Here is a 26,801-nt window from a genome sequence, read left to right as displayed (position 1 = left end):
GTTAAAACCACTCTGTTCTCGTGATCGTCCGTTCGATTTCCGGAAAAGAGTCGATAAAGCTAAGAACGCGCTGCAGCTCTTTTTCCGTTTGCACGCGAGAGGAAGAAACGGCGGCAATGCCGAAGCTCGTGCGCTGCCAAGTATCCTGGTAGTCGATTTCTGAGACAGAAACGTTAAATTTCGCCCGGATTCTTGTGATCACCCGCTTCAGCACCGCCCGTTTTTCCTTGAGTGACGATGCATCGTAAATGATGCATTCGCATTCAACGAACCCGATCACTTTCTTTCAATTTCTTGCATGACATACGCTTCGATCATATCGCCTTCGCGTATGTCGTTGTATTTCTTAATGGTGATACCACATTCATACCCTTGTGAAACCTCTTTTACATCATCTTTAAAGCGTTTAAGAACATCCACTTCCCCTTCAAAGATGACGACGCCGTCGCGGATTAAGCGGATTCCGCTGTCCCGCGTGATCGTTCCTTCCGTCACATAGCCTCCGGCAATCGTTCCGATTTTGGAGACTTTGAATGTTTGACGGACTTCAACCATTCCGATCACTTTTTCTTCGTATTCAGGGTCAAGCATCCCTTTCATGGCTGCTTCGATTTCGTCGATCACTTTATATATGATGCGGTGAAGACGGATATCCACATTTTCGACTTCGGCTGTACTCTTAGCATTTCCGTCAGGTCGGACATTAAACCCGATGACAATCGCGTTTGAGGCCGAAGCTAAAATAATGTCTGATTCGGTAATCGCACCGACACCTGTGTGAATGATTTTCACTCTGACGCCTTCGACTTCGATTTTTTGCAGAGCGGCGGCGAGCGCTTCAACAGACCCTTGAACATCAGCTTTGACGACGAGGTTGATCTCTTTGACATCGCCTTGTTTAATCTGTTCAAATAAATCGTCAAGGCTGAGCTTCGCTTTATCGCTGCGCTGTTCTTCAAGCTGTTTTGTCGCGCGGGCTTCACCGACAGAACGGGCTGTTTTTTCATCTTTGAAGACAAGGAACTGATCCCCTGCATTCGGAACTTCATTCAAGCCTGTGATTTCTACAGGCGTTGACGGGCCGGCTGATTTGACGCGTCTGCCGATATCGTTGACCATCGCGCGCACGCGGCCAAATGTGTTTCCGACAACGATCGGATCGCCGACGTGAAGCGTTCCGTTTTGAACGAGCAGTGTCGCAACAGATCCTTTTCCTTTGTCAAGCTCGGCTTCGATGACCGTTCCTTTTGCTCTGCGGTTCGGATTTGCCTTGAGCTCTTCGACTTCGCTGACTAAGAGAATCATCTCGATGAGTTCGTCGATCCCTTCACCTGAAAGCGCTGAAAGCGGAACGAAAATCGTCTCGCCTCCCCATGCTTCAGGAACAAGGCCGTGCTCTGTCAGCTCTTGCATAACGCGGTCCGGATTTGACGTTGGTTTGTCGATTTTGTTGACGGCGACGATAATCGGCACCTCAGCCGCTTTGGCATGGTTGATGGCTTCAACCGTCTGAGGCATCACACCGTCATCTGCGGCGACGACGAGAATCGTGATATCCGTTACTTCCGCTCCGCGCGCGCGCATCGTTGTGAATGCAGCATGCCCAGGTGTATCAAGGAAGGTGATTTTCTTGCCGTTTTCCTCAATTTGATAAGCGCCGATATGCTGTGTGATGCCTCCGGCTTCGCCTTCGACGACTTTCGTTTTTCTGATGCTGTCAAGAAGCGTTGTTTTTCCGTGGTCGACGTGGCCCATGATCGTGACAACCGGCGGACGGATTTCGAGATCTTCTTCGTTGTCCGGTTCTTCGTACTTTTCAAATTCGGTTTCTTCGTGGACGATGACTTCTTCGACTTCGACGCCGTACTCCGCAGCGATCAGTTCAACCGTGTCTTTGTCAAGATCCTGGTTGATCGTCGCCATGGTGCCGAGCAGCATCAGCTTCTTAATGATTTCTGACGGCTCTTTTCCGAGCTCTTCGGCAAGTGCGCCGACCGTCATTGAATTTGTAAATTCAATTTTTTCCGGCAGCTCTTTTTTCGGCTTGAATTGTTTTTCCTGCGGAGCTTGATGTTTGTTGTTGCGCTTGTTCTTTTTGTTGTTGTTGTTTTTCTTTTTGTTTTTATTGTTAAATTGAGTATTCTGCACGTTATTCTTCTTTCCGTCTCGATTTTTGTTTGGCTTATTTCCGGCATTCTGTTTTGCGGCTTCTTGCTGCGGCTTTTTTTGGCCGCTTTGATCGGCGTTCTTTTTGCTTGCGCCCTGCTTGCTTCCGCCGGACTGACCGCCTTTTTTGAATTTTTGGTCAAGCTGTCTGATTGCATTTTCTTCAATCATCGCCATATGGTTATTGACTTCGATATTCATATCTTTCAATGCCGCGATAATATCCTTACTTGAAACATTGATGGCTTTCGCATATTCATAAACTCTCATTTTAGCCATTCGTTCACCCCCAAAAAGATTAATCGAGCTTTCGGAGCAACGTATTCGCAAAACCTTGATCAGTTACGGCGACAACCACACGGGATTCTTTGCCGATTGCGCGGCCCAAAAGCGTCCGGTCGCTGACTGTTCTGACCGGTACGCCGTAGTGCCTGCATTTGTCGGTTACCTTTTTCTCCGTGTTAGCTGCAGCGTCGTCTGCAAGCAAAACAAGCTTTGCGCGTGAATGCCTGATTTCTTTTATAACCAGGTCTTCTCCGGACACGACTTTTCGAGCTCGATTCGCCAGACCCAGCAAGGAAAACCACTCCGATTCCGACATTTATCTGTTCTCCTTTTCCGCCAGTTCCAGCAATTCATCAAAAATCTGATCATCAATTTGTGCTTGAAGCTGATTTGCTAAGCTGTTTTTCTTTTTTGCAGTTAAGATGACGTCTTTATCAAGCGTAAGGTAAGCTCCCCGGCCGTTCTTTTTGCCGGTCGGGTCTACGGAAACTTCCCCTTCCTTCGAACGGACGACGCGGATGAGCTCCTTTTTCGGCTTCATTTCCCCTGTCACGACGCATTTTCTAAGCGGGATCTTTTTTCGGCTGTTCACCAAAGGTCACCTCTTATTCATCCGATTCCGGAGTTTCGCTTTCCAAGAAAAGCTCTTCAGGCTCCTCTTCCTCAAGCTCTCTTGGATAAATGCCAAGCTCTCTTGCATCTGTTTCGCTTTTAATGTCGATTTTCCAGCTTGTCAATTTTGCCGCCAGGCGGGCGTTTTGCCCTCTTTTGCCGATGGCAAGCGACAGCTGGTAGTCTGGAACGACCACGGTTGTTGCCTTATCTTCTTCATTGACGATGACATCAAGCACTTTAGAAGGGCTCAATGCATTGGCGACAAATTCAACCGGATCGTTTGACCAGTGGACAATGTCGATTTTCTCGCCCTTCAGTTCATTGACGATCGCCTGAACGCGCTGCCCCTTCGGACCGACGCAGGCACCGACCGGATCGATATCCGGATCATCCGTCCGGACGGAAATTTTGGAGCGGTCCCCCGCTTCCCTCGCCACAGATTTAAGCTCGACTGTTCCATCGTAAATTTCAGGGACCTCGATTTCAAAGAGCCTTTTTAATAAGCCTGGATGAGTTCTTGAAACGTAAATCTGCGGACCCTTCGTCGTTTTTTCGACTTTTGTAATGAACACTTTGATCCGATCATGAGGCTTGTAGACTTCGTTCGGCATCTGTTCTGAAACCGGCAGAAGCGCCTCGATTTTTCCTAAAGAAACATAGATAAACTTGTTGTCGATTCGCTGGACGATACCTGTCATGATATCTTCTTCGCGGTCGATGAATTCAGAATAGATGACGCCGCGCTCCGCTTCACGGACGCGCTGAGTGACAACCTGCTTCGCCGTCTGGGCAGCGATGCGGCCGAAATCTTTCGGCGTCACTTCAATTTCCACGACATCTCCGACAATATAGTTCGGGTTGATGTTCCTCGCGTCTTCAATCGAGATTTCCAGCCGCGGATCATAGACTTCATCCACGACGTCTTTGCGGGCGAAAACGCGGATTGAACCGGTGTCGCGATTCAAATCTACCCTGACGTTCTGCGCCTGGTTAAAGTTCCGCTTATAAGCGGAAATGAGCGCAGCCTCAATAGCTTCAATAATAATGTCCTTACTGATTCCCTTTTCTTTTTCAAGAACGGTCAGGGCATCTAACAACTCACTACTCATGTTTATGGTTTCCCCCTTAAACAGTCAAAAATAATTAATTGAACGAAACAGCCAGCCTTGCTTTGGCTATCTTTTCATATGGAATGTTGATTCTTTTTTGCCGCGTTTTGATTGTGACTGTAATTTCCGCGATTTCACCGTCAAATGCAGAAAGCTTGCCTTCAAACTCTTTATTTCCTTCAATAGGTTCGTACGTTTTAATATATACGTTTTTTCCGAGCGCTTTCATGAAATCGGCTTCTTTCTTCAAGGGCCGTTCAGCTCCGGGAGATGATACTTCGAGGAAGTAATTTTGCTTGATAGGATCAGCCTCGTCAAGCTTTTCGCTAAGAGCTTCGCTAACCTTGGCACACTCTTCGATGTCAACGCCGTCATCAGAATCAATAAACACGCGAAGGAACCAGTTTTGACCTTCCTTGACAAATTCGATGTCAACGAGTTCAAGCTGAAGATTGTCTAATATAGGCTGGACCATTTCGCTGGCGATATCGATCACTTTGTTACTCATTCTTTTCCTCCTTGTGCAGGCTCCAATTCATCAGCTCTCTCGTAAAAACCCTGCTTCATGAGCAGGGATCAGAAAAGACGATGAACATGTCGAGACAAAATTGCCTGTTCAATACAAAAGAGCGGGTTTCCCCACTCTTCGCCTCGGCTATCGTTAGCATTTCCAATAAAACTATACCATAACCATATTTTTATTGCAAATCATGACAGTGTTCAGTTTAGACTAGTGCCCGCGCGGTTTTGATGGAGCGCGGCCGATTTTTCATTGATCCGTTTGGCATGCTCGGAAATGACGGAGGCAGTTTGGAAACTGGCTGCCTCTGTCATTTCCCTCTTATTAGATCAGGTCAAGACATGTTCTGCAGCCATCATTTTCGCATTGACTGATTCTACATCCGTATTCTCCCCGCAAACAAAAAAGGATGTAATCAGCGGCGTTCGGGAAATGTTCCACCGTTTTTTGCTTCACTCTGTAACTTTCACCTTCACCTTCACATCCACATCGACACCTTTTGGCCACATTTCAAATGTGAAGGTGGAATCGCTTTTCAAATAGTGCAAAACACGCTCACGCAAATACAGATCCCCGTTTTTTTCATAAAAATCTTCGTCATGGTTCATGTACGGTGTCCATGACCAGACTTCTTCCAGGACGGGTCTGCCGGTGGAATCGACGGTTCCTTTCACAGTAGCCAGCTTCGTTCCGTTTAATGACGCGGGGATTTTGAGATCGCCGGTGATGGCCGACTTGCTGACGGTAAATTCGTTTTTTTCAAGTTTTGGCTGATCATAAACAATGACATCCAAGACCTGATCTGAGCCTTTATGAAACGCAAAAGTGAGCTGTGCTTTCATCCCCGGCTGTCCTGATTCTGAGATCAGCTTTTTCAGCCAGGATGCATTGATCACGACCGTTTTTCCGTCATCATCAACCGTATAGTCGTATCCTTCTTGAAGCTCTTCAGTTTGCCGGTAGATTCCGGTCAGCGTATTACCGGCCAGCTGAATGTCCACCTTTTGATCGGTGATAGTCTCTCCCTTTTTTAGAAAAAGATCTGCCGGTTTGATGATCGCATTGGAGACGCCCTTTCCAGCCTGAACGACAATATCCTTTACGACCGGATCACGCCACTGCCTTGCGAACCGGTCAAACTGGTCATTCCCGTTATCCCACCACATCGGAATCATATCGTATTTGCGGGCGAGACGGACAAGTGTATCATGGTACTGCCACTTTGAATGTTTCTCATTGGCGCCCAAAGTACCGTATTCACCAATGATGACCGGGTACCCTTTGCTGACAAATTTGTCATAAACGGGCCTGATGTCCCGCTCCATCTCTGCGATCTCCTGTGCCGATCCCCAGGTCGTCCGCCCCCACCAATTTGACACATAGTCCCATGGCGAATAGTAGTGATAGGTGAGGACGATCCGGTCGTCATCAGGCAGTTCGAATGAATTGAGCAATTCATCCTTGTTATCTTCAAGCCCGCCGATGATCACAAGCCGATGATCATTATGCCCGCCGGTCATGCGGATTTTGCTGAGCATTTCCCTGTTCAGCAGGTTCAATTGATCAGCGTCCATCCCCGTCGGTTCATTGACGATTTCAAACAGCAGGCGTTCGTTTTTGTTCTTGAAGCGCTCGGCAATCTGCGTCCACACTTTCCCCAATTTGTCTAATGTCTCCTGCTGGCTTTCTCCCATGCGGTTAATCCAAAGCCAGGAATCATGGTGAATATTCAACACCACATAAAAGTCTCTTTCCAAAGCCCAGTCCGTCACTTTTTCGACACGATTCATCCACCCGGAGTCAATCTTATATCCGGGAGCGCTTCCGATGTGCGAGTCCCAAGTTACAGGAATGCGGACGCTTTTAAAACCCGCGTCGCGAATATCATCAAATGTGTGCTCCTCGACCGGCGGATTGTTCCAGGAGCCCTCCGTCGGGATCGCATCAAGCGTATTGCCCAAGTTCCATCCGGGGCTCATTTTTTCCAAAAGCTGTTTCGGCCGGACACTGCTCTGCTCTTTTGTCTTTGGCTGTCCTTCTGTTCCTAAAGCTCGCGGAATTGAAGCTGAAAATGCTGATCCAATGAGCAGGCAGAACAGAATGATCGATTTGACGCATAAGCCTTTTGCTTTCAATCTTGTAATCTCCTTTTCATTTCATTATTCAACATATACAGGCGGCCGGGTACAGGTGTTTTGCCTGAAAGGCCGCCTTTAAAATCAAGCAGGATGTTTAAGCATTGCCGATTAAACGGTCATACTCGGCATAAGCTGTCGCCATGTCGACTTGAGACCAAAAGCGATGATACACAAAAGTCGGCAGACCGTTTTCCCATTTGCCCGTATTCGGGTTCCAGGAGTCTTGATATTTATTTTCCAAATAAGGCCACATCACATCGTTTTTAATGTTCGGGCGAAGATCGGTATGACTGATATAGACGCCGTTTCCGCCTTTTGCCGGATCGGACGGCACCGTATTCGGGCCCGGAATGGTGTTGCCCTGTCCGTATCTGCCGCTCCACCCGTTTGGAAAGTAGATTTCTTTCGTGAAATAGCGGATATAGTCTTCGTGTTCTTCTTCTGCAGCGATTCCAATTCCGTCGTTTTTGTTCCATGCCGCATCAAGCAGTTCTTTTGCCATGTTTTTCGCCCGGTTTCCAAGAGCTGTGAAGCTGCCGGTTTCCGCTTTTGTTCCGGCGGCAAAAAAGACAAGCGTCTTGATATAGCTGCCGAGAACGCCGACATCTTGTGACGGGTTCTTTGTCGTGACATGCAAATTCGGATTTCCGGTAAATGAATGAAACCCTTGCCATGGATCAGGCTGACCGCTCCATTCAAGGTTCGAAGGAATCCAAAATTCCCCCGGATCCGATTGTGTGGCGATTTGCGGGTTTTGACCGCCGAGTACGCGTTCCCCCGCTTCATTTAAAAAATAGCCTTCTTCATCCGAAAGCGGCCGTTCGTTCACAAACACATAATCCAATGAATAAGCGACCCATTTTTCAATGACTTTCTTTGCCATTTTGAACTGTTCTGATGATGTTTCACCTTTCTGCGCAAAAATATCATACAGTTCCGCCACCCTTTCCATCGGCCAGACTTGCATGCCGAACCAATTGTTTGAAGGCGGATCATGATAGACGGGCGCTTCCGTGTAAGCCATGCCGTAAAATGTGCTGACATTTTGCGGATATGCGCTGTAATCGCCGTTCCAGCTGTTTGTGGCGCCTCCGGCAATTGCTCCTTCTGAAGACAGCAGCCATGTGTAAAATTCAAGCTGCCTTTCCAGTGTGGTTTCCCAATCGCTTCGTGCTGAAGGGGAATTTGGAATCAGGCCCCCTTCAGATGTGGATAAAGCGTAAGAGGCAACGGGATTTTGATAGCCTTGATGGATATGGCTCGCACCGATCCGCCATGCCCAGTTGGCATACTGACCTAATCCGCCGCCCCAAGCGGTGTACCAAGCCATTAAAAAATGACAGGCATTTTTTCCGGAACCGCGGGAAGGCGATCCGTCAGCGGCGCTTCCAATCTCTTGAAAGTATTTATCATACATGCCATAGCGGAGAAAATCCCCCATCTTCTTGGCTTTATTTAAATACGTTGTATTGCTGTAGCCCCACTCTTTTGCCCAGTACATCGCCTGAATGGCGCGGGCATCGGCGTCTGTCGCATTCGTATAGCGCCATTGCGGTGCAGGCGCCTGATTTTCTTTTGTAAACAGGCTCATAAAGCCTTCATTCGGTTTCCCGAATGTCTGATCATCCTGAGACGGATGCGGAACCGTTTCCCATACCGACTCCTGTTCACCGCGCTGGTACGTGTTGACATATGCGGCGGTATGCGCAGGATTCAACAGGTTTCCGAAGCCATACCAGTTATCAACATCCAGCAGCCAGTGCATTAAATACGTTTCATTGCTTCCATAAGTGGATCTGAGCTCTCCGTCAAGCGGATCGTTTCCGGCAGGATATTGTCCGGTCAGCTGTGAAGGGTAACGGTCCGGGTAGGCATGTTCAGCGGCATATGTGGCAGGGCTTGAGGGGTTATAGTAGCTCATCGTCGGCTGTTCTTCTTTTCCATCGCCTTCATTCACCGGAATGATATATTTCTCCATGTTATCCCAAGCGGCTTCAAGTCTTGACCAATCTTGCGTATAGCGCCCATACATCGCTTCAAGCCAGATCCAATAGCTGTATGCTTCAGATGTCGTCATGTGGCCGTAGTCAGGCGCTTCACATATGAGCGTTTCTACGGAGTGATAAGGAATGCCTTCAGGTGAGAAATAACCGTTTTGCGGATTTTTGATTTGCTCATACAGTTGCATAAAACGAGTTTGATTGTCCATGATACGTCCTCCTTTTGAAGTCAAGGAATCACAATCCTTCAGGTTCTTTTCCGAAAACAAGCCGTCCTTCATCATAAACAGGCATATATCGGGTTTTCACTAGCGTGTGTGACAACCCTTGATATGAGTGGTCATTTTCCGGATTCCAGAAAGAAGTCCCTCCAGGCGCCGAAATACGGAACTGAACTTCTTTTTTATGGGCCGATTGACCGCCCGGATAAATCATCACCCCACTGAAGCTGACCTCCGTAAAGTAAACATGACTTCCGCTCTGATCAGGCTTGAGCTGAGACACAGACGCACCTTCGTTGTATCCCCCGATCGTGACCTTGATATCTTCCGCGGAATATCCGGCTTTCACCGCCTCAGACAGATCAACATAGTAACGGAAAGACAATTGATCGTTTTTCCTTGCCGGCCATCCCGACCGGTTATTGAGCTGCGCCCGGATTTCTGTATAATTGTTTCCTGAACTGTTGATGGAGGCCTCTACAAAAAATTCGTCATCAGGGGTTTCTTTTTCCGGAAAATGAGGCAGCGGCGATTGTCCCGCTCCATACAGCTGAAACATTTTGGCGATATTGCCGGTAAATGCAGCATTATAATCGATCGCTACTTCGTTTGACACATAGTCATCGATTTCATCCTTGTACGAATCATCCCTTCCCGGTCCGCCGACCAATGCACCGTAAAGCGTATGGCGATGATGGTCAGGCACATGCATTTGATCAGCCCATGAACCGTGGGCGGTACGGTGATGCGGATGCTTTGGCGGATTGGCTCCGTATCCGACGACAAAGCTGCGGTTATGAGGGTTGTCACCGAGCATATATTTGATTTGCCGAATGGCAAAATCCCGGTATCGGTTAGCTTTTTCCGCATCTTTTACCCAATCGGAATAAACAAATGCAAGAAAAGCGGCGTTTGAAGCATATCGGAGCGCCCCCCACTGCTCAAGCCAGGCGAGTCCTCCCGGGGTATACGTGATGCGCTCATTCCTGTATCCTGTCGACCAGTAATCTAGATTCCGTTCGACAGATTGGGTAAAGCGCGAATCGTTTGTCAGACGAGCCAATAACAGCTGTGCCCCGTATGAGACGTCATCCCAGGAAAGCGTCCAGCGGTATGGCCAGTTTGCGGGATCTCCCCAGTCAGAAACCGAAACAAGCGCTTTATCCAAATATGTTGGGTCATCAGTCGCCAAATAAAGCCATACGGCTCCCCATGTCAGTTCGTCTTCATATCCGCTCCAGGAATTGTAGTATTGCCGGGCGTCTGTAATGCAGTCTGAATATTTGCCGCGGTAGCGGTCGGCAAAATCATAGAGCTGCTTGGCATGGGTTAAGAGTTGATTGGAATAAGAAGGGTCTGTCGGCTTGAAGATGATCGATGCAGAAGCAAGAGCTGCTGCCGTGCCGCCGGCCAGATCTGAACCAGGGCAGCTCGCATCAATCTTATAGGCCGGGCGCTCCATCGGCATCGCTTCTGCCGGGCCCCACCAGGCGTGGTCAAGGGCTCCATTGCCGACCTGGCCCCAAAATTCGTTAGGTGCTGTATGCGCTTTAATAAAGTAGTCCGTCGCCCATTTAATGTTGTCTAATACCGCTTCAAGCTGTCCGGCCTCTTCATAGGCATCGCGAAACTCATAGACGGACCAGGACAGGACTGCTGCAGAATAAGCCATTGGCAGGCCGAACTTCACATGGTCCCCGGCGTCATACCATCCTCCTGTCAAATCGCGGTCGACATCTTTTCCATCCTTGAGAGCTGAGTCTCCCCTCCAATTGAGCCGACTGTTTTCCGGAAGCTTTCCAGAGCGCTGCGCCTCATAGAAAAGAATCGATTTTTGCAGCAATTCCGCATAATTTTGCCGAGTCTCTGTCGCATATGTCATACCCGTCTTGTCGGCAGCCGGCATGAAGATGATGCCAAACCCCAGCATTAAAACACATAAAAACGCTTTCATTTTTAAAGAAGCTTTCTGTCGCAACTGACTCCTTCCTCCTCATTTTCATTTTCCTTTGGATCAGAAATAGTCCGCTGTTTACATCACACTCACCTCCTTTTAGTGAAAACATACGGTGTCTTTCGGTAAGCGTCGAATGTGAATTAAAATTTTCCGAGGAAAGAATCACTGTTTACTAGATTGATAGTCATATTTTACAAGGTCAATCTTTTGGAAAGTTAACTTCGTTTGTTGACTAAATAAACTAAGTTGAGGGGGCTGGTTGCCCTCATTCGTCAATCCGGCAGTGTTTTGAAAATATTAACATCACTGTATAATTATTGTCAATGGATCTGGCAGCCCGTTATGCAATTGCGGCAGTCACCCAGTTTATCTTCACTAAAAAAAGACTGGCCGAAAATAGGCCGTACCGCCACCAAAGAAATCAGATCCCTATGAATGACCGCTATCATCACTTTGAAATGACGTACCAGTAGTATCCTTCTGTCCTTAATGGAGTGAAGGGAGCTATCATCCGTTAGGACATTCATTGAGCTAAAAATTAACGAGGGATTTAAAATGAAAAACACCTTGTTAGGGAGGTCGTATAAACGATAGTTGAAGAAGCTCAAAACACAAATGGACTTCCAATGATACGGAAGTCCATTTGTTCTATTGAAAATCAACATTTAGCATTTAACAGAGCCTTAAAATAAAGAAAGCTGATTTTGGTCTGGAAGCGACTCTAAACAGCCATGGCGCTCCAAATATTCCATAATCGTTTTTGATACTTTTCCTCTTTTTTGCAAGTCTTCTTTTGACAGAAATTCTCCTTCCCCTCTTGCCTTGACAATATTCAAGGCGGCGTTTGTGCCTAATCCCGGGATGGAGTTAAAAGGTGGAATCAAACTGTTTCCGTCGATGATGAACTCAGATGCGCTCGAGCGGTACAGATCAACCTTTTGGAAGGAGAAGCCCCTCTCACACATTTCAAGCGCCAGTTCGAGCACGGTTAATAAACTCTTCTCTTTCGGAGAAGCGTCAAGCCCTTTAGAGTTGATGTCATCCATGACGGCTCTGATCGCTGTTGAGCCTTTGATCATCGTATCAATGTCAAAATCATCGGCCCGCACAGTAAAGTATGCTGCATAATAAAGCAAAGGATGATGGACCTTAAAGTAGGCGATCCGGACAGCCATTAAAACATACGCCGTGGCGTGGGCTTTCGGGAACATGTATTTAATTTTTTTGCAGGAATCAATATACCAGTCCGGCACATTGTTATTTTTCATTTCCTCTTCCCACTCAGGTGTCAATCCCTTTCCTTTCCGGACGAATTCCATGATCTTAAAGGCAAGGGACGGCTCAAGCCCCTGGTAGATTAAATACACCATAATGTCGTCACGGCAGCCGATGACTTCACTCAGCTCACAAATATTGTTGTGGATCAGTTCCTGTGCGTTGCCGAGCCAGACATCGGTACCGTGGGAAAGACCGGAAATCTGCACGAGCTCTGAAAAGGTCGTCGGTTTGGTATCTTCTAACATCTGTCTGACAAAACGCGTACCGAACTCAGGAATTCCAAGCGTTCCTGTCTTACAGCCGATCTGCTCTTCTGTTACGCCTAAAGATTCGGTTCCCTGAAATATTTTCATCACTTCGGGATCGTCGGTCGGAATCGTCTTCGGATCAATTCCGCTTAAATCCTGAAGCATACGGATCACCGTCGGATCATCGTGTCCGAGGATATCGAGCTTCAACAGGTTGTCATGGATGGAGTGGAAATCAAAGTGCGTCGTCTTCCACTCCGAGTCCGTGGCGTCAGCCGGGAACTGGATCGGTGAAAAATCATAAATATCCATATAATCGGGAACAACGATAATTCCGCCAGGGTGCTGACCTGTCGTCCGCTTGACACCGGTACAGCCCTGTACAAGGCGGTCGATTTCCGCGCCGCGCATATGCAAGTTGTTGTCGTTTGCATATCCTTTCACATACCCGTATGCCGTTTTTTCTGCTACCGTACCGATCGTTCCCGCACGGTATACGTTATCTTCCCCGAATAATACTTTCGTATAGTTATGTGCATGCGGCTGGTATTCCCCGGAGAAGTTCAAATCGATATCCGGAACCTTGTCCCCTTTAAAGCCGAGGAACGTTTCAAACGGAATATCATGGCCGTCTTTTTTATAAGCGGCACCGCATTTCGGACAGTCTTTGTCGGGAAGGTCGAAACCTGAGCCGACGGAACCGTCGTTGAAAAACTCGGAATGACGGCACTCCGGGCAGACATAGTGCGGCGGCAGAGGATTGACCTCGGTAATCTCCGTGAATGTCGCAACGAGTGAAGAACCGACAGATCCCCTGGAACCGACGAGATAGCCATCGTCCAGAGAGCGTTTGACGAGTTTGTGAGAAATGAGGTAGATGACGGCGAAGCCATGGCCGATAATGCTTTTCAGTTCTTTTTCGATCCGCGCTTCGACGATTTCGGGAAGGTCGTCCCCATAAATGCTTCTCGCTTTCTCATAGCTCATGCGGCGGATTTCTTCGTCCGCCCCGTCGATTTTCGGGGTGTACAGCTCATCTTTAATCGGTTTGATTTCTTCGATCTGCTCGCTGATCTTCCGGGTGTTGGCGACAACGATTTCTTTCGCTTTTTCCTCGCCCAGAAATGAAAAGGCATCAAGCATTTCATCTGTCGAGCGGAAGTGCACATTCGGCAGCTTATGTCTGTTGAGCGGGTTTGCGCCGCCCTGTGAAGAAACCAGGATCTTCCTGTAGATCTTATCCTCGGGATTTAGGTAATGGACATTGCCCGTCGCCACAACAGGGATATCCAGTTTTTCGCCGAGCTTTGTGATGTTTGTGATGATTTCTTTCAGCGCCTTTTCATCCCTGACCAGTTCGAGCTGGATGAGATGGCGGTAAACCTCCGGCGGCATCACTTCCAGATAATCGTAGAATGAGGCGATCTCTTCGACTTCTTCCGGCGATTTTTGCATCATGCCTTCAAACACTTCGCCTTTGTCGCACGCCGAACCGATTAAAAGGCCTTCTCTATACTTTTCCAGCTGCGATCTGGGGATCCTCGGCACTCTGTAAAAATAATGGATATGCGACATTGACACGAGCTTGAAAAGGTTTTTCAGGCCTGTCTCATTGACCGCCAAAAGGGTCGCATGATACGGTCTAGAGCGCTGGTAAGCGTTGGACTGCCCCATGTTTTCATTGAGCTGGTCATGATACAAAATATTTTTTTCAGCCGCGTCTTTCAGCATTTTCACAAGAAGATAGCCCGTCGCTTCTGTATCGTATATCGCCCTGTGGTGCTGTGTGAGTTCGATGTCAAACTTTTTACAGAGCGTATTCAGTCTGTGGTTTTTGAACTCCGGATAAAGAAAACGTCCCAGCTCAAGCGTGTCTATAACGGGGTTTTGCACTTTATCCGTTTGCAGCAGACGCTTATAGGCGACATTGATGAACCCGATATCAAAGCTCGCATTGTGGGCGACTAATGTGTGATCCCCGGCCCATTCCTTAAATTCCCTGATGACCTCTTCAACGTCAGGGGCATCTTTGAGCATATCGTCGGTAATTCCCGTCAGCTCAATGATCGTCGCTGATAAAGGGCGGTGCGGATTCGCGAACCGTTCAAAACGTTCAATGATTTCCCCGCCTTTTACTTTCACGGCAGCCAGCTCGATGATCGTATCATAGACAGCCGAAAGCCCCGTCGTTTCAACGTCGAATACGACATATGTTTCTTCTTCGAGAAGGCGGTGGACGGGATTGTAGGCAATCGGCACACCGTCATCGACAAGGTTGGCTTCAAGACCGTAAATCATTTTCACACCGTGCTTTTTGCTTGCAGCGTAAGCGTCGGGAAACGACTGGACAACGGCATGGTCTGTGAGCGCGATGGCGGAATGCCCCCATTTTTTCGCCTGTTCGACAAGCTTGCCAATGCCTGATACAGCATCCATCTGACTCATCGGTGAATGGAGGTGAAGCTCGACCCGCTTTTCTTCTTCAGGTGCTGAATCTTCCCGTGTTTTCGCTTTGATTTCATTGACATCATTGGCGATCATCACCAGGTCGCGGACGAATGTATCGTTCTGGATGCTTCCCCTCGCTTTTACCCACATGCCTTTTTTCAAAGATTTCATCAGGGCGGCATCTTCTTTTTCGCGGGCAAACATTTTCACGAGGATGCTGTTTGTGTAATCTGTTATTTTGAAAATGCAAAGCGTTCTGCCGCTTTTCAGCTCTCTCGTTTCCGCATCAAACACATAGCCTTGCACCGTGATTCTCCGCTCTTCATCCATAATGCTGTCGAGCGTTCTGATTTCCTCGGAGTCTTTGATTTGGTAGCCGATTTGAAGAGGGCCTTGCGGCGCGTCATCATCAGCGGCTTCTTTATCCTGCTTCTCCATTTCGATCAAAGCTTGAAGAGCTCTTTCCTGATCTTCAGCGAGCTTTTGCTCTCTGAATTTCTGAATCTCTTGATCTGACACGAAAATTTCGGTATCAAGCTGAAGCTCCGGAAAGCCGAACGTCCGGTAGCTGGATTGGATAAGTGAGCCGTATTTTTTCTTTAAAGCGGCCGCTTCCGTATCTGTTTTCGTCTTTAGCAATATTTTATTTCCTGTAAGCGACGGCTTCTGTTCATTCAAAAGTGCTAAAATCGGCGGTGAAATGCCGTCCAATTCTTGGATGCAGCGCGTCCAGTAGTCTTGGACCAGCTGTTCATCTATGGATTGGTCTTCGGCTGTAATTGAACAGGTCACTTGTGCGATATGGGAAAAAGCAGTCGTCAGCTGGCGGTGAAACCGTTCGAAGATCTGATAAGGCAGTACCGTTTTCAGTTTAAAGTGAAAATGCCAAGACTTCTTATTTTTATGAACGGTCAGCTTCATGATTTGTCCGCCTTCAAGATGGCGGATGAATGGATCTTCCGTTAAATTCAGCTGCTGCAGAAGAATTTGAAACTGTCTTCTGTTGACAGAAAGCTGGTCTTCCAAGACAGATTCCTCCCTAAAAATAATCATAACCTAAAGGTACCTCGGAGAGGGATTTCCGAGGTACCTTCCTTTAGACTAGTTTAACATGTTTACGCTTGAGAAGATAAGCTCTTGATTTGCTTTTCGATGAAGTCTGAAAGCTCATCGGAAGCGACTTCAAAGGATTCTCCGGTTTTGCGAATTTTCACTTCCACGATTCCTTCATCGGCTCTTTTTCCGACGGTAACGCGAATCGGCAGCCCGATCAAATCGGAGTCCGCAAATTTCACGCCGGCCCGTTCCGCACGGTCGTCAAGCAAAACGTCATAGCCTTTGTCTTTTAGATTCACATACAGTTTCTCGGCCAGCTGAACTTGCGCTTCATTTTTCATGTTGAGCGCGAGAATGTGAAGATCATACGGAGTGACATTCAACGGCCAAATCAAGCCTTTGTCATCATGGTGCTGTTCAACAATGGCTGAAAGGGTCCGGGAAATTCCGATTCCGTAGCAGCCCATCAGCATCGGCTGGGCTCGTCCGTTTTCATCAAGGTATGTCGCATCCATCGCTTCAGAATAGCGGGTGCCAAGCTTAAACACCTGTCCGACTTCGATCCCTTTGGCAAAACGAATCGTTCCTTTGCCGTCAGGCGACGGATCCCCTTCCTGAATAAAGCGGAGATCGGCGTATGTCACATTGTCTGCGTCACGGCTGACATTGACGTTTTGATAATGGTAATCGGTTTTATTCGCTCCCGCTACGGCATTTGCCATCGCCTTCACGGCATAATCAGCGAAGATGTCGATTTCGGCGTTTAATCCGACAGGACCGACAAAGCCAGGCTCAGTGCCAACGAGCTCTGTCACCTCTTCAGCGCTGGCAAGTTCGATGATTTCCGCATTCAGCAGATTTTTCACTTTAATCTCGTTTACTTCATGATCCCCTCTTGTCAAAACGAGCACGAAGCGGCCGTCCGCTTTGAGAAGAATCGATTTAATGCAGTTTTGCGGAGATACATCCAGGAATTGAGCCACATCCTCTATCGATTTGACGGAAGGGGTATGGACTTCCTGCAATTCTTTCATCCCTGCTGTTGGCGCCTCACCGGCTTCCGCCACTTCAGCCATTTCGATATTCGCTGCGTATGTGGACTGATCGGAGTAGGCAATCGTATCTTCGCCGATGTCAGACAGCGCCATAAATTCGTGGGTGTCCTTTCCGCCCATCGCGCCTGAATCTGCGATGACCGGTCTGAAATTCAAGCCGCAGCGCGTAAATACATTCGTATAAGCCTGGTACATGTCTTTGTATGTTTCATCAAGGCTTTCTGCGGAGGAATGGAACGAATACGCATCCTTCATGATGAATTCGCGGCCTCTCAGCAAGCCGAAGCGCGGGCGCTTTTCATCGCGGAATTTGGATTGAATTTGGTAAAGGGTCAAAGGAAGCCGTTTGTACGATTTGACTTCGTCCCGCACGATGCTCGTGATCACTTCTTCATGTGTGGCACCAAGGGCAAATTCACGGCCGTGGCGGTCTTTCAGCCTCATCAGCTCAGGACCGTACGTATACCATCTTCCTGATTCCTGCCATGTTTCCGCTTGCTGCAGCGCCGGCATCAGCATTTCGACGGCGTTGATTTTTTCCATTTCTTCGCGGACAATGCCCTGGATCTTTTGAATGACTTTATTGGCAAGAGGCATATAGCTGTATACACCGCTCGTGTTTTGTCTGATAAATCCTGCTCTGAGAAGAAGCTGATGGCTTTTCGCATCAGCATCAGCCGGCACTTCCCTGAGCGTAGGTATTAGAGTCCTGCTCTGTCTCATTTCGTTCGCACCTCATTTTATTCAGTTGGTCTATCAAGTGTGGGAGTGGCGCTCCCTAAAAGAGCCTTTTAAAAAGCGGAGCCGCTCTTTAAAAAGGCAAAGACGATCATAAGAATAAGCGCTGGATGTCGTTCCAGGTGACGACAAGCATCAAAAGCATCAGGAATGCGACGCCGATAAACACGACAAACGCTTCTTTTTCGCGGTTGATCGGCTTCCCGCGGATCGCTTCAATAAACAGAAACAACAGTCTCCCGCCGTCCAAAGCAGGGATGGGCAAGAGGTTGACAATCCCGAGGTTGATGCTCAAAAATGCAGCCAGCTTCAACAGATTGATGACGCCTGTCTTCGCCACTTGATCTGTCATATCATAAATGCCGACAGGACCGGCCAGCATATCAATCGAAAATTGTCCCGTCACAAGCTTGCCGAGGTTGGTAAAAATACTTTGCGCAACGGTTACCGTTTCGGTCGCACCGTATGAAATCGATGTGAATATGCCTTTTTCCACCGGATTGTAGGCGCCGAAGCGGCCGATCGTTTCATCTCCCGATTTCACCGCCTCAGGCGTCACATATTTGGTCAGTTTGACATTGTCACGCGTGAGAACGATCTTCAATTCCTTTTCCGGGTTTTCTCTGACCGTGTTCACAATATCAGTCCATGATTTCATCTTCTCATCGTTGATGGTCATAATGCGGTCGCCTTCATGAAGCCCGGCTTCCACTGCCCGCCCGTTGTCAATCAGTTTGCCGAGCACGGGCTCGTCTGACGGCACACCTTGAATCAGTCCGAGCGCGACGAGAATGACATAAGCTAAAATAAAGTTCATGATCGGACCCGCCGCAATCGCTTTGATGCGCTGCCAAACCGTTTTTGAATGAAACTGGCGGTTGTACGGGGCAATCTGCACTTCTTCACCGTCTACGATGAAAAAGGAGGTTTCACTGACTGAAAAAGAAGAGAGATGGTCTTCATTGCCGTACTCGAAGCCCGTGATTCTCATCTCATGCTCAAGATCAGCCTGTTCGACTTCGATGACCAATGCATCAGGGTATTTTTCTTTTTGGTTCATAATGATCTTTTCGACTTTGTTTTCCTTGTCAAACAAAAGCCCAACCGTATACCCCGGCTTCACTTCGATCATCTCCGGGTCTTCCCCTGCCATTCTGACAAAGCCGCCGATCGGCAACAGCCTGATGGTATAAACGGTCTCATTTTTCTTGAATGAAAAGATTTTCGGACCGAACCCGATGGCAAATTCCCGGCACAGTATTCCGGCTCTTTGAGCAAGGATCAAATGCCCCAGCTCATGGAAAAAAACGAGCGTTCCAAAAATAATAATAAACGCGATCACAGTATTCACGAACATACCACCTTATGTGAGTAATGTTTGGACAAATCTTCTGGCCTCTTTGTCCACTTCACGGATCTCCTGAAGGCTCGGCTTTGATATCACCTGATGGCGTTCCAAAGCTTTTTCGATGATGTCTTCGATTCCAAGAAACGTTATGTTGCCCGCCAAAAACGCTGCGACTGCTTCTTCATTGGCCGCATTTAAAACAGTCGGCATTGTACCGCCTATTTTTCCTGATTCATATGCGAACCGCAGGCAGCGGAACCGTTCAAAATCGGCTTGGGCAAAATGCAGCTGGCCGATTTCCCAGAGCTCAAGGGACTTCGCCTCTTCAAACGGAAGTCGCTCAGGATAGCTTAGCGCATATTGGATCGGCACCCTCATATCAGGTGTGCCAAGCTGGGCGATGACACTTCTGTCGTGGAATTCGACCATCGAATGGATGATGCTTTCTTTGTGGAGCAGCACATCGATCCGGTCGTAAGGCAGATCAAAAAGCCAGTGCGCTTCAATGACCTCAAGCCCTTTATTCATCATTGTAGCCGAATCGATCGTAATTTTTGCACCCATCGACCAATTCGGGTGATTGAGGGCTTCCTCCACCGTCACGCCTTCAAGCTCTTTTCTCGTTCTGTCCCTGAAGCTGCCGCCTGATGCGGTCACGATCAGCCGTTTGATGTGCTTCGGATTTTCACCCTGGAGAGATTGAAAAATCGCAGAATGTTCACTATCGACAGGCAGTAGTGGAACATTGTATTTTTTCGCGTGTTCTTTCACTATATGTCCGGCCGTCACAAGAGTTTCCTTATTTGCCAGGGCAATTGTTTTTCGCTGCTCAATCGCCTTCAGCGTTGGAAGAAGGCCGATGCTTCCGACGAGAGCGTTGACGACGATATCCGCATCAGGATGAACCGCCGCCTCGATCAGTGCTTCTTCCCCTATTCCCGTTTGAAACGAGTGGGAAAAAGAATATTGTTTTAATGTTTCATATGTATGCTCATCTCCGACGGCTACATACTTCGGTTTAAATGTTTGAATGATTTCAGCCGCTTTTTCCGCATTTTTTCCGAAAGCCATAGCTGTAAGCCGAAACCGGTCGCCATGGGCCTTGATCACTTCAAGCGTCTGTTCTCCAATGGAGCCTGTTGCTCCCAATAGACATATGTTCTTCAAATTTGCCGCACCTCTGTTTCTTTCTAGCTACATGCACACTTCTTATCATAGCCCGAACGGCTGAAAAAGAACAAGCAAGAAGTATAGAACCGGCATGACAAATAGAAAGCTGTCAAAGCGGTCCAGCATCCCCCCGTGACCGGGAAGGATCCGTCCCGAATCTTTCACATCGTAATGCCGCTTAAACGCCGATTCGGCCAAATCGCCGATCTGTCCGACGATCGACAATAGCACGGTAAGCAGCAGCACAAATAAATACGCATGTGGAAAGCCGGTGACTGCTTGAAAGATCGAAGAAAAGACGACCGCTGTCAAAATGCCGCCCCAAAACCCTTCGACCGTTTTGTTGGGGCTGATTTCAGGCCAAAGCTTTCGCTTGCCGATCGCTTTTCCGATAAAATAAGCGCCGGAATCCGTCGACCAGACGACACCGATCGCAAAAAAGACATAGCTGAGGCCGATGTTTCTGATTTCAATGAAATAATAAAAGCCAAATCCGATATAAACAGCCGCTAAAGCGATAAATCCGGCCTCATCAAAAGTGAATGCATTTTTGCTGAGCACCGTGTATGCCAACAGGAGCAGAACGGCTAAAAACACGGTTTCTCCCTTGGAAATGCCAAGGTTAACGCCTCCGCCCAGCCGGCCCGGATACAGCAAGACACCCAAAAGCAAGAGGCTGATCACGCCCGGGACGCTTAAAAGCTTCATGCCTTTCATTCTCAAAAGTTCAAAAAGAGCGATTATGCCCATTGCATAGACCAATAAGGTGAACGGCAGCTCGCCGAAAATGACAAGCGGTAAAAAAATCGCTGCCGCTATGACACCCGTCAATATTCTCTGTTTCATCTGCACCATCCTCTAAATTCCGCCAAACCTTCTCCCGCGACGCTGATATTCTCCGATAGCCTGCAGGAAGTGAGCCTCTTTAAAATCAGGCCATAATACATCAGTGAATAAAAATTCACTGTAGGCAAGCTGCCAAAGCATAAAATTGCTCAGTCTGATCTCGCCGCTTGTTCGAATCAGCAAATCCGGATCTTGCAAAGCTTCTGTCATCAAATATTCAGAAAAGAGCTTTTCATCAATCTCCTCCGTATTCAATGCGCCTTTTTTTGCTTCTTCGGCGATTTTCTTTGCAGCATTCGCAATCTCTGCCCGGCCTCCGTAATTCAATGCAAAATTAAGTATAAGTCCGTCATTGTTTTCCGTGTCGCGAATTGCTCGTTCAACCGCGCGAATCGTATGCGGAGGCAGACCTTCCTTATCACCGGTAATGCGCACTCGAACATTCTCCTCGACCAGCTCCGGCAGATACGTGCCCAGAAACTCTTCAGGCAGTTTCATCAGAAAATCAACCTCAAGCTTCGGACGCTTCCAATTTTCCGTGGAAAAAGCATACAAAGTCAACGCTTTGACACCGAGCTCATTTGCAAGCTTCGTTGTCTCTCTGACCACCTTCATGCCTTCATGATGCCCAGCGATGCGGGGCATCGCGCGTTTTTTTGCCCATCGGCCATTTCCGTCCATTATGATGGCAATATGTTCTGGAATTTCTCCCTTTAAAATATTTTCTTTTGTGTAACTTTCCATGTTGGAAGCCGCTGAATGCTGATTCTTCCAATTTTTGAGTATATTGAGCATGAGATTCCTCCATCACCCAAAAGGTTGCTTTCCTGTTTGATCCTGCTAGATAACAACAGTATTAACAAAAAAACCCCCTGTAAACATGAGAGGGTCTTTTCACTATTATCTATTGTACAGAGTTTTTGGTTAAACTTCCATGATTTCTTTCTCTTTATCTTTTGTGATCTCATCGATTTTTGACACGTATTCATCTGTCAGCTTTTGCACGTCTTCAGTTGAAGAGCGCAATTCATCTTCAGTCATTTCACCATTCTTCTCTAATTTTTTCAGGTCGTCATTTGCGTCACGGCGAATGTTGCGGACGGCGACTTTCGCTTCTTCAGAGTATTTCTTGACAAGCTTGACAAGCTCTTTTCTCCGCTCCTCTGTTAAAGGAGGAATCGTGATCCGGATAATGCTGCCGTCGTTTGTCGGAGTTACGCCTAAATCGGCTTTCTGAATCGCTTTTTCGATGTCTCCGAGTGCCGTTTTATCATATGGTGTGATGACAAGCATGCGCGCTTCTGGAACATTGATGGACGCAAGCTGGTTTAAAGGCGTTTGCGCTCCGTAGTATTCGACTGTGACTTTGTCCAAGAGCGCCGGATTTGCACGTCCTGCACGGACGGTGGCCAACTCGCGCTGGTATGCTGTTACCGCTTTTTCCATCCGTTCTTTTGTTTCATTCATCACTTGATTTGACACATTATTTCCCCCTTACAATTGTTCCGATTGGTTCGCCGATAACGGCTCTTTTAATGTTTCCTTCTTCCATGATGGAAAAGACGATCAGCGGGATGTCGTTATCCATGCATAGGGAAGAAGCGGTTGAGTCCATGACGGCCAAGCCGTCTTTTAAAACGTCCAGATAAGACAATTTTTCATATTTTACGGCCGTTTCATCCGTTCTCGGGTCGGCGTTGTAGACACCGTCGACATTGTTTTTGGCCATCAAAATGACATCGGCCTCAATTTCGGCTGCTCTGAGCGCCGCTGTCGTGTCCGTTGAGAAATATGGATTGCCTGTACCGGCGGCGAAGATGACGACGCGCTTCTTTTCAAGATGGCGAATCGCTTTTCTTCTTATGTATGGCTCAGCGACCTGCCGCATTTCGATCGATGTCTGAACTCTCGATTGAATTCCGAGCGTTTCCAGGCTGTCCTGAAGCGCCAGCGAATTCATGACGGTTGCAAGCATTCCCATGTAATCCGCTGTCGCGCGGTCCATTCCGAGATCGCTGCCTGTCTTGCCGCGCCACAGGTTGCCGCCACCGACGACGACCGCCACTTCAACATCGAGCTCAGCAATTTCCTTCACCTGTTTGGCAATCGATTGGATCACCGTCGGGTTGATGCCGTTGCCCTGTTCGCCAGCAAGCGCTTCTCCGCTAAGCTTTAATACAATACGATTATACTTTGGTTTTTCCATAATAACCTCCAAGTGCATGCTTGCCGTTATTTATTATGCAAGAGAAAAAAAGGTTTGTAAACTGTTTTAAAAATAGGGACACAAATTGTGTCCCCTATTTCTTTGAAAAGATCCGCCTTATCTTAGGCAAGCGGCTTTTCAATCTTATTTTTTCACTTGGTTCATAACTTCTTCAGCAAAGTTTTCTTGGCGTTTTTCGATTCCTTCTCCAACTTCATAGCGGACATATGTTTCAACTGTTGCGTTTTTCGCAGCCACGACTTGCTTCACTTTTTCATCCGGGTTTTTAACGAATGATTGGTCAAGCAGGCAGATTTCTTCGAAGTATTTGTTCAAACGGCCTTCAACCATTTTAGCGACGATGTTTTCAGGTTTTCCTTCTTGAAGAGCTTGTTGAGTCAAGACTTCGCGCTCGCGGCTCACTTCTTCTTCAGATACCTGGTCGCGGTTAATGTAGCGAGGGTTTACAGCCGCAACGTGCATTGCGATGTCCTTCGCAGTTTCTTCGTCTGTCGTGCCGTTTAGAACGGTCAACACGCCGATTTTTCCGCCCATGTGCAAGTATGCGCCGAATGCGGCGTCATCGCCTTTTGTCAAGACAGCGAAGCGGCGAAGCGTGATTTTTTCTCCGATTTTGGCAACCGCGCTTGTGATGTATTCTTCAACAGTTGAACCGTTTGCCATTTTTTGGCTCATAGCAGTTTCAAGGTTTTCAGGCTTTTCGGCAAGAAGATGATCAGCCAGGTCATTTAAAAGCGTTTTGAAGCCTTCGTTTTTCGCAACGAAGTCAGTTTCTGAGTTCACTTCCAAAATCACGCCTGTGTTGCCGTTTGTTTTCACGAGAGTCAGACCTTCAGCAGCGACGCGGTCAGCTTTTTTCGCAGCTTTTGCAATACCTTTTTCTCTGAGAAGGTCGATTGCTTTTTCCATGTCTCCGTCAGTTTCAGTTAACGCTTTCTTGCAGTCCATCATGCCTGCACCGGTTTTTTGACGAAGCTCTTTTACCATTTGTGCACTAATTGCCATAGTGATTTTCCTCCTTATAATCCAAACAAAATATGTAAATGTTTATCTGGTGAAAAAAAAGGTGATAAAAGGCAGTTCCCCCTTATCACCTTTTGATCAGGTTAAGCAGTTGTTGTTTCAGTTGTTTCTGCTTCTGTCTCTTCTGTTTCAGCTGTTTCTTCACCTTGTTTTGCTTCCAGAATCGCATCTGCCATTTTAGAAGTCAGCAGTTTAACAGCGCGGATCGCGTCGTCGTTCGCAGGGATGACAACGTCGATTTCATCCGGATCGCAGTTTGTGTCAACGATTCCGATGATCGGAATGTTCAATTTGCGCGCTTCTGCAACAGCGATGCGCTCTTTGCGAGGATCGATGATGAACAGTGCGTCAGGAAGCTCTTTCATCTCTTTGATTCCGCCGAGGAATTTTTCAAGACGCTCAAGTTCTTTTTTCAATTGAACGACTTCTTTTTTAGGAAGCACGTCAAATGTGCCGTTTTCTTGCATTTTTTCGATATCTTTAAGGCGTTTGATACGCTTTTGGATCGTTTCAAAGTTGGTTAATGTACCGCCGAGCCAGCGTTGGTTGACATAGTACATTCCAGAACGTTCCGCTTCTTCTTTAACGGAGTCTTGAGCTTGCTTTTTCGTACCGACAAAAAGGATTTTTCCTCCGTCAGCTGCAAGGTTTTTCGTGAAGTTGTAAGCTTCCTCAACTTTTTTGACCGTTTTTTGAAGGTCGATGATGTAGATGCCGTTACGCTCCGTGAAGATGTAGCGCTTCATTTTTGGGTTCCAGCGGCGCGTTTGGTGGCCGAAGTGAACACCAGCTTCAAGCAATTGCTTCATAGAAATGACTGACATGTGTTATTTCCTCCTAATATAATGGTTTTTTTCCTCCGCTTAGGTCATCTTTATGCAGGACTGCACGGAGACCGCACAGCACCGCTTGCATAAATCGTTAAGCGTGTGTAATTAACACCAAGAAATAATATAACATAAGCTTACCCGACAATCAAGAATCGTTTTTCAGCTTTCCGCGAAATTTTAAGAAAAGCTCCACTTCTGTTTTGCCGCTTTTTAATTGTCTTGCAATCTCTTCTGGCGACAAGCCCTCATCATGCAAGGCGAGAGCCTGTTTTTCAAAGGATGCGGCAGAATCTTCGTACTCCTCTTGATTCAGCTCATCCTCCTTTCTTTCCACTTCACCGATCATCGATTCAATGTGAAGCGGCAAACTCGCGTCTTCTTCCGTTTCCGGGATGCCGGCTGCAGCTTCAGCGGGAGCTTCCGCCTGCGGCTCGGCTTTTTGAATCCCGATTTCATCATCTTTCTCAAGCGTGCGGACTAATCTTTCATTTTCGTCTTTCAGCTCCATCAGAAAGGCGGTCAGTGTGTTCTCGGTTTCTTCAAGAAGCTGCTTCTGTTCCATTTCCGCAGCCTTAAAGGCGCTGAGCCTCGCATTGAGAATGATGACAAAATAGATCAATATTCCGTGGAGTGTGAAGCTCACAAGCCATAATATTGTTGACATATTTTTCACCCGCTAACCATGAATTTTTAAAAATACCTTTTTTAAAAGCAGCCTAAAAAATGCTGCCGGCAAGGCCAGCAGCTAAATCATGATTGTACCGCTTTATCAAGAAGGTGCTTCAATTTAAAAAGCGCCTTGGAGTGGATCTGGGAAATGCGGGAGGTGGACAAATTCAAAACCTGGCCAATTTCCGTCAGCGTCAGCTCTTCTTTATAGAATAAGCTGATCACAATCTGTTCTTTTTCGGAAAGCTCGTTTATTTTTTCTGCAAGCTGCGAGATCAGCTCGTCTTTGAGCATTTTTTCCTCGGGTGTGCTCGTTTTGTCATCCCTTATCATGACCTGAACATTCTCTCCGTCTTCATGGTCGTGAAGCTTTTCATCGATTGAAAGGAGATTTGCAAAAAATCCTTCGTTGATGGTTGTGACGACATCTTGTTCAGTCATTCCCAGTTCCTCTGCGATTTCGCTTGGCGATACATTGCGCAAGTAGCGCTGTTCAAGCTTTTCAATCGCAGCCTCCACCTTTTTCGTTTTTTCCCGGGATGTTCTCGGAAGCCAATCCTCTTTTCTGAGACCGTCGATAATAGCGCCCCTGATTCTGAAAGAAGCGTATGTATCAAACTTCAGATCCCTCCCCGGGTCAAATTTTTCAAGGGCATCATACAAACCCAGCATGCCGAGGCTGACCAAATCGTCTTTGTGAACGGATTTGGGCAAGCCGACGGCTATCCGGCCGACATGATAAGTGACAAGCGGCATATAGCGGCGGATTAAATCATCGCCGGCCTGAGGATCTTTCCATTCTTTCCACCGCGACCAAAGCATCTGATCTTCATAGTTCAAGGATTGCATCATTA

Annotated in this window: 21 protein-coding genes; all 21 read right to left on the bottom strand. The window is 47.5% G+C overall.

Annotated elements, in window-relative coordinates:
- Position 1: 1 nt before the first annotated feature.
- The 21 genes from M654_RS11300 to M654_RS11200 all read right to left on the bottom strand — a co-directional run bounded on the left by M654_RS11300 (position 2) and on the right by M654_RS11200 (position 26,796).
- On the bottom strand, positions 2–280 hold the full coding sequence (locus M654_RS11300; RefSeq protein ID WP_020451433.1) for a DUF503 domain-containing protein: 279 nt from the start codon (positions 278–280) through the stop codon (positions 2–4).
- On the bottom strand, positions 277–2,445 hold the full coding sequence (gene infB / locus M654_RS11295; protein WP_026587008.1) for a translation initiation factor IF-2: 2,169 nt from the start codon (positions 2,443–2,445) through the stop codon (positions 277–279). The genes M654_RS11300 and infB overlap by 4 nt, the downstream gene beginning before the upstream one ends.
- Before the next feature lie 19 nt (positions 2,446–2,464).
- On the bottom strand, positions 2,465–2,767 hold the full coding sequence (locus M654_RS11290) for a YlxQ family RNA-binding protein (protein ID WP_026587007.1): 303 nt from the start codon (positions 2,765–2,767) through the stop codon (positions 2,465–2,467).
- Complete coding sequence (gene rnpM, locus M654_RS11285) at positions 2,768–3,043, bottom strand: RNase P modulator RnpM (protein WP_026587006.1); 276 nt, start codon at positions 3,041–3,043, stop codon at positions 2,768–2,770.
- Positions 3,044–3,056: 13 nt separating this feature from the next.
- Positions 3,057–4,175, bottom strand: coding sequence for a transcription termination factor NusA (nusA, locus tag M654_RS11280; protein WP_026587005.1), 1,119 nt, complete (start codon positions 4,173–4,175; stop codon positions 3,057–3,059).
- Positions 4,176–4,209: 34 nt separating this feature from the next.
- Positions 4,210–4,683 (bottom strand): ribosome maturation factor RimP, encoded by a 474-nt coding sequence (gene rimP / locus M654_RS11275; protein ID WP_026587004.1) that lies wholly within the window; start codon positions 4,681–4,683, stop codon positions 4,210–4,212.
- 464 nt (positions 4,684–5,147) lie between these two features.
- Entirely contained in the window at positions 5,148–6,830 is a 1,683-nt protein-coding gene (locus tag M654_RS11270; RefSeq protein ID WP_026587003.1) for a cellulase family glycosylhydrolase, read from the bottom strand.
- A gap of 97 nt (positions 6,831–6,927) precedes the next feature.
- Positions 6,928–9,042: a glycoside hydrolase family 48 protein gene (locus M654_RS11265; protein WP_026587002.1), complete on the bottom strand. Its 2,115-nt coding sequence runs from the start codon at positions 9,040–9,042 to the stop codon at positions 6,928–6,930.
- Between the two features lie 28 nt (positions 9,043–9,070).
- Entirely contained in the window at positions 9,071–10,960 is a 1,890-nt protein-coding gene (locus tag M654_RS11260; protein WP_236251260.1) for a glycoside hydrolase family 9 protein, read from the bottom strand.
- Positions 10,961–11,694: 734 nt separating this feature from the next.
- The gene (locus M654_RS11255; RefSeq protein WP_152520963.1) at positions 11,695–16,038 is read right to left on the bottom strand and encodes a PolC-type DNA polymerase III; all 4,344 of its coding nucleotides are present in this window, start codon (positions 16,036–16,038) and stop codon (positions 11,695–11,697) included.
- A 62-nt stretch (positions 16,039–16,100) separates the two neighbouring features.
- Positions 16,101–17,819, bottom strand: coding sequence for a proline--tRNA ligase (locus tag M654_RS11250; RefSeq protein WP_026586999.1), 1,719 nt, complete (start codon positions 17,817–17,819; stop codon positions 16,101–16,103).
- 106 nt (positions 17,820–17,925) lie between these two features.
- The gene (gene rseP / locus M654_RS11245) at positions 17,926–19,191 is read right to left on the bottom strand and encodes an RIP metalloprotease RseP (protein WP_142246124.1); all 1,266 of its coding nucleotides are present in this window, start codon (positions 19,189–19,191) and stop codon (positions 17,926–17,928) included.
- Positions 19,192–19,197: 6 nt separating this feature from the next.
- On the bottom strand, positions 19,198–20,349 hold the full coding sequence (gene dxr / locus M654_RS11240; RefSeq protein ID WP_026586997.1) for a 1-deoxy-D-xylulose-5-phosphate reductoisomerase: 1,152 nt from the start codon (positions 20,347–20,349) through the stop codon (positions 19,198–19,200).
- Positions 20,350–20,394: 45 nt separating this feature from the next.
- Positions 20,395–21,198: a phosphatidate cytidylyltransferase gene (locus tag M654_RS11235; protein ID WP_026586996.1), complete on the bottom strand. Its 804-nt coding sequence runs from the start codon at positions 21,196–21,198 to the stop codon at positions 20,395–20,397.
- A 12-nt stretch (positions 21,199–21,210) separates the two neighbouring features.
- A complete protein-coding gene (locus tag M654_RS11230; RefSeq protein ID WP_026586995.1) occupies positions 21,211–21,993 on the bottom strand; it encodes an undecaprenyl pyrophosphate synthase in 783 nt (260 codons plus the stop codon).
- Positions 21,994–22,122: 129 nt separating this feature from the next.
- Entirely contained in the window at positions 22,123–22,665 is a 543-nt protein-coding gene (gene frr / locus M654_RS11225; RefSeq protein WP_372709737.1) for a ribosome recycling factor, read from the bottom strand.
- 16 nt (positions 22,666–22,681) lie between these two features.
- Positions 22,682–23,404: a UMP kinase gene (pyrH, locus tag M654_RS11220; RefSeq protein WP_026586993.1), complete on the bottom strand. Its 723-nt coding sequence runs from the start codon at positions 23,402–23,404 to the stop codon at positions 22,682–22,684.
- A 144-nt stretch (positions 23,405–23,548) separates the two neighbouring features.
- Positions 23,549–24,430, bottom strand: a complete 882-nt coding sequence (gene tsf, locus M654_RS11215) for a translation elongation factor Ts (RefSeq protein ID WP_026586992.1) — start codon at positions 24,428–24,430, stop codon at positions 23,549–23,551.
- A gap of 101 nt (positions 24,431–24,531) precedes the next feature.
- A complete protein-coding gene (gene rpsB, locus M654_RS11210) occupies positions 24,532–25,272 on the bottom strand; it encodes a 30S ribosomal protein S2 (protein ID WP_026586991.1) in 741 nt (246 codons plus the stop codon).
- Positions 25,273–25,423: 151 nt separating this feature from the next.
- On the bottom strand, positions 25,424–25,942 hold the full coding sequence (locus M654_RS11205) for a DUF6115 domain-containing protein (RefSeq protein WP_026586990.1): 519 nt from the start codon (positions 25,940–25,942) through the stop codon (positions 25,424–25,426).
- A gap of 86 nt (positions 25,943–26,028) precedes the next feature.
- Complete coding sequence (locus tag M654_RS11200; protein ID WP_026586989.1) at positions 26,029–26,796, bottom strand: FliA/WhiG family RNA polymerase sigma factor; 768 nt, start codon at positions 26,794–26,796, stop codon at positions 26,029–26,031.
- Positions 26,797–26,801: the final 5 nt, after the last annotated feature.

Source organism: Bacillus sp. NSP9.1, from assembly GCF_000465465.2.
GTDB classification, from domain to species: Bacteria; Bacillota; Bacilli; order Bacillales; family Bacillaceae; genus Bacillus; species Bacillus sonorensis_A.
This window is presented reverse-complemented; position numbering and strand designations above follow the sequence as displayed.

Excerpts from the sequence above, each read along its gene's own strand:
- infB (WP_026587008.1), bottom strand. The coding sequence starts at position 2,445 with ATGGCTAAAATGAGAGTTTATGAATATGCGAAAGCCATCAATGTTTCA.
- M654_RS11290 (WP_026587007.1), bottom strand. The coding sequence starts at position 2,767 with ATGTCGGAATCGGAGTGGTTTTCCTTGCTGGGTCTGGCGAATCGAGCT.
- nusA (WP_026587005.1), bottom strand. The coding sequence starts at position 4,175 with ATGAGTAGTGAGTTGTTAGATGCCCTGACCGTTCTTGAAAAAGAAAAG.
- rimP (WP_026587004.1), bottom strand. The coding sequence starts at position 4,683 with ATGAGTAACAAAGTGATCGATATCGCCAGCGAAATGGTCCAGCCTATA.
- M654_RS11265 (WP_026587002.1), bottom strand. The coding sequence starts at position 9,042 with ATGGACAATCAAACTCGTTTTATGCAACTGTATGAGCAAATCAAAAAT.
- M654_RS11260 (WP_236251260.1), bottom strand. The coding sequence starts at position 10,960 with ATGCCGGCTGCCGACAAGACGGGTATGACATATGCGACAGAGACTCGG.
- M654_RS11255 (WP_152520963.1), bottom strand. The coding sequence starts at position 16,038 with ATGATTATTTTTAGGGAGGAATCTGTCTTGGAAGACCAGCTTTCTGTC.
- M654_RS11250 (WP_026586999.1), bottom strand. The coding sequence starts at position 17,819 with ATGAGACAGAGCAGGACTCTAATACCTACGCTCAGGGAAGTGCCGGCT.
- rseP (WP_142246124.1), bottom strand. The coding sequence starts at position 19,191 with ATGTTCGTGAATACTGTGATCGCGTTTATTATTATTTTTGGAACGCTC.
- M654_RS11235 (WP_026586996.1), bottom strand. The coding sequence starts at position 21,198 with ATGAAACAGAGAATATTGACGGGTGTCATAGCGGCAGCGATTTTTTTA.
- M654_RS11230 (WP_026586995.1), bottom strand. The coding sequence starts at position 21,993 with ATGCTCAATATACTCAAAAATTGGAAGAATCAGCATTCAGCGGCTTCC.
- frr (WP_372709737.1), bottom strand. The coding sequence starts at position 22,665 with ATGAATGAAACAAAAGAACGGATGGAAAAAGCGGTAACAGCATACCAG.
- pyrH (WP_026586993.1), bottom strand. The coding sequence starts at position 23,404 with ATGGAAAAACCAAAGTATAATCGTATTGTATTAAAGCTTAGCGGAGAA.
- tsf (WP_026586992.1), bottom strand. The coding sequence starts at position 24,430 with ATGGCAATTAGTGCACAAATGGTAAAAGAGCTTCGTCAAAAAACCGGT.
- rpsB (WP_026586991.1), bottom strand. The coding sequence starts at position 25,272 with ATGTCAGTCATTTCTATGAAGCAATTGCTTGAAGCTGGTGTTCACTTC.
- M654_RS11205 (WP_026586990.1), bottom strand. The coding sequence starts at position 25,942 with ATGTCAACAATATTATGGCTTGTGAGCTTCACACTCCACGGAATATTG.
- M654_RS11200 (WP_026586989.1), bottom strand. The coding sequence starts at position 26,796 with ATGCAATCCTTGAACTATGAAGATCAGATGCTTTGGTCGCGGTGGAAA.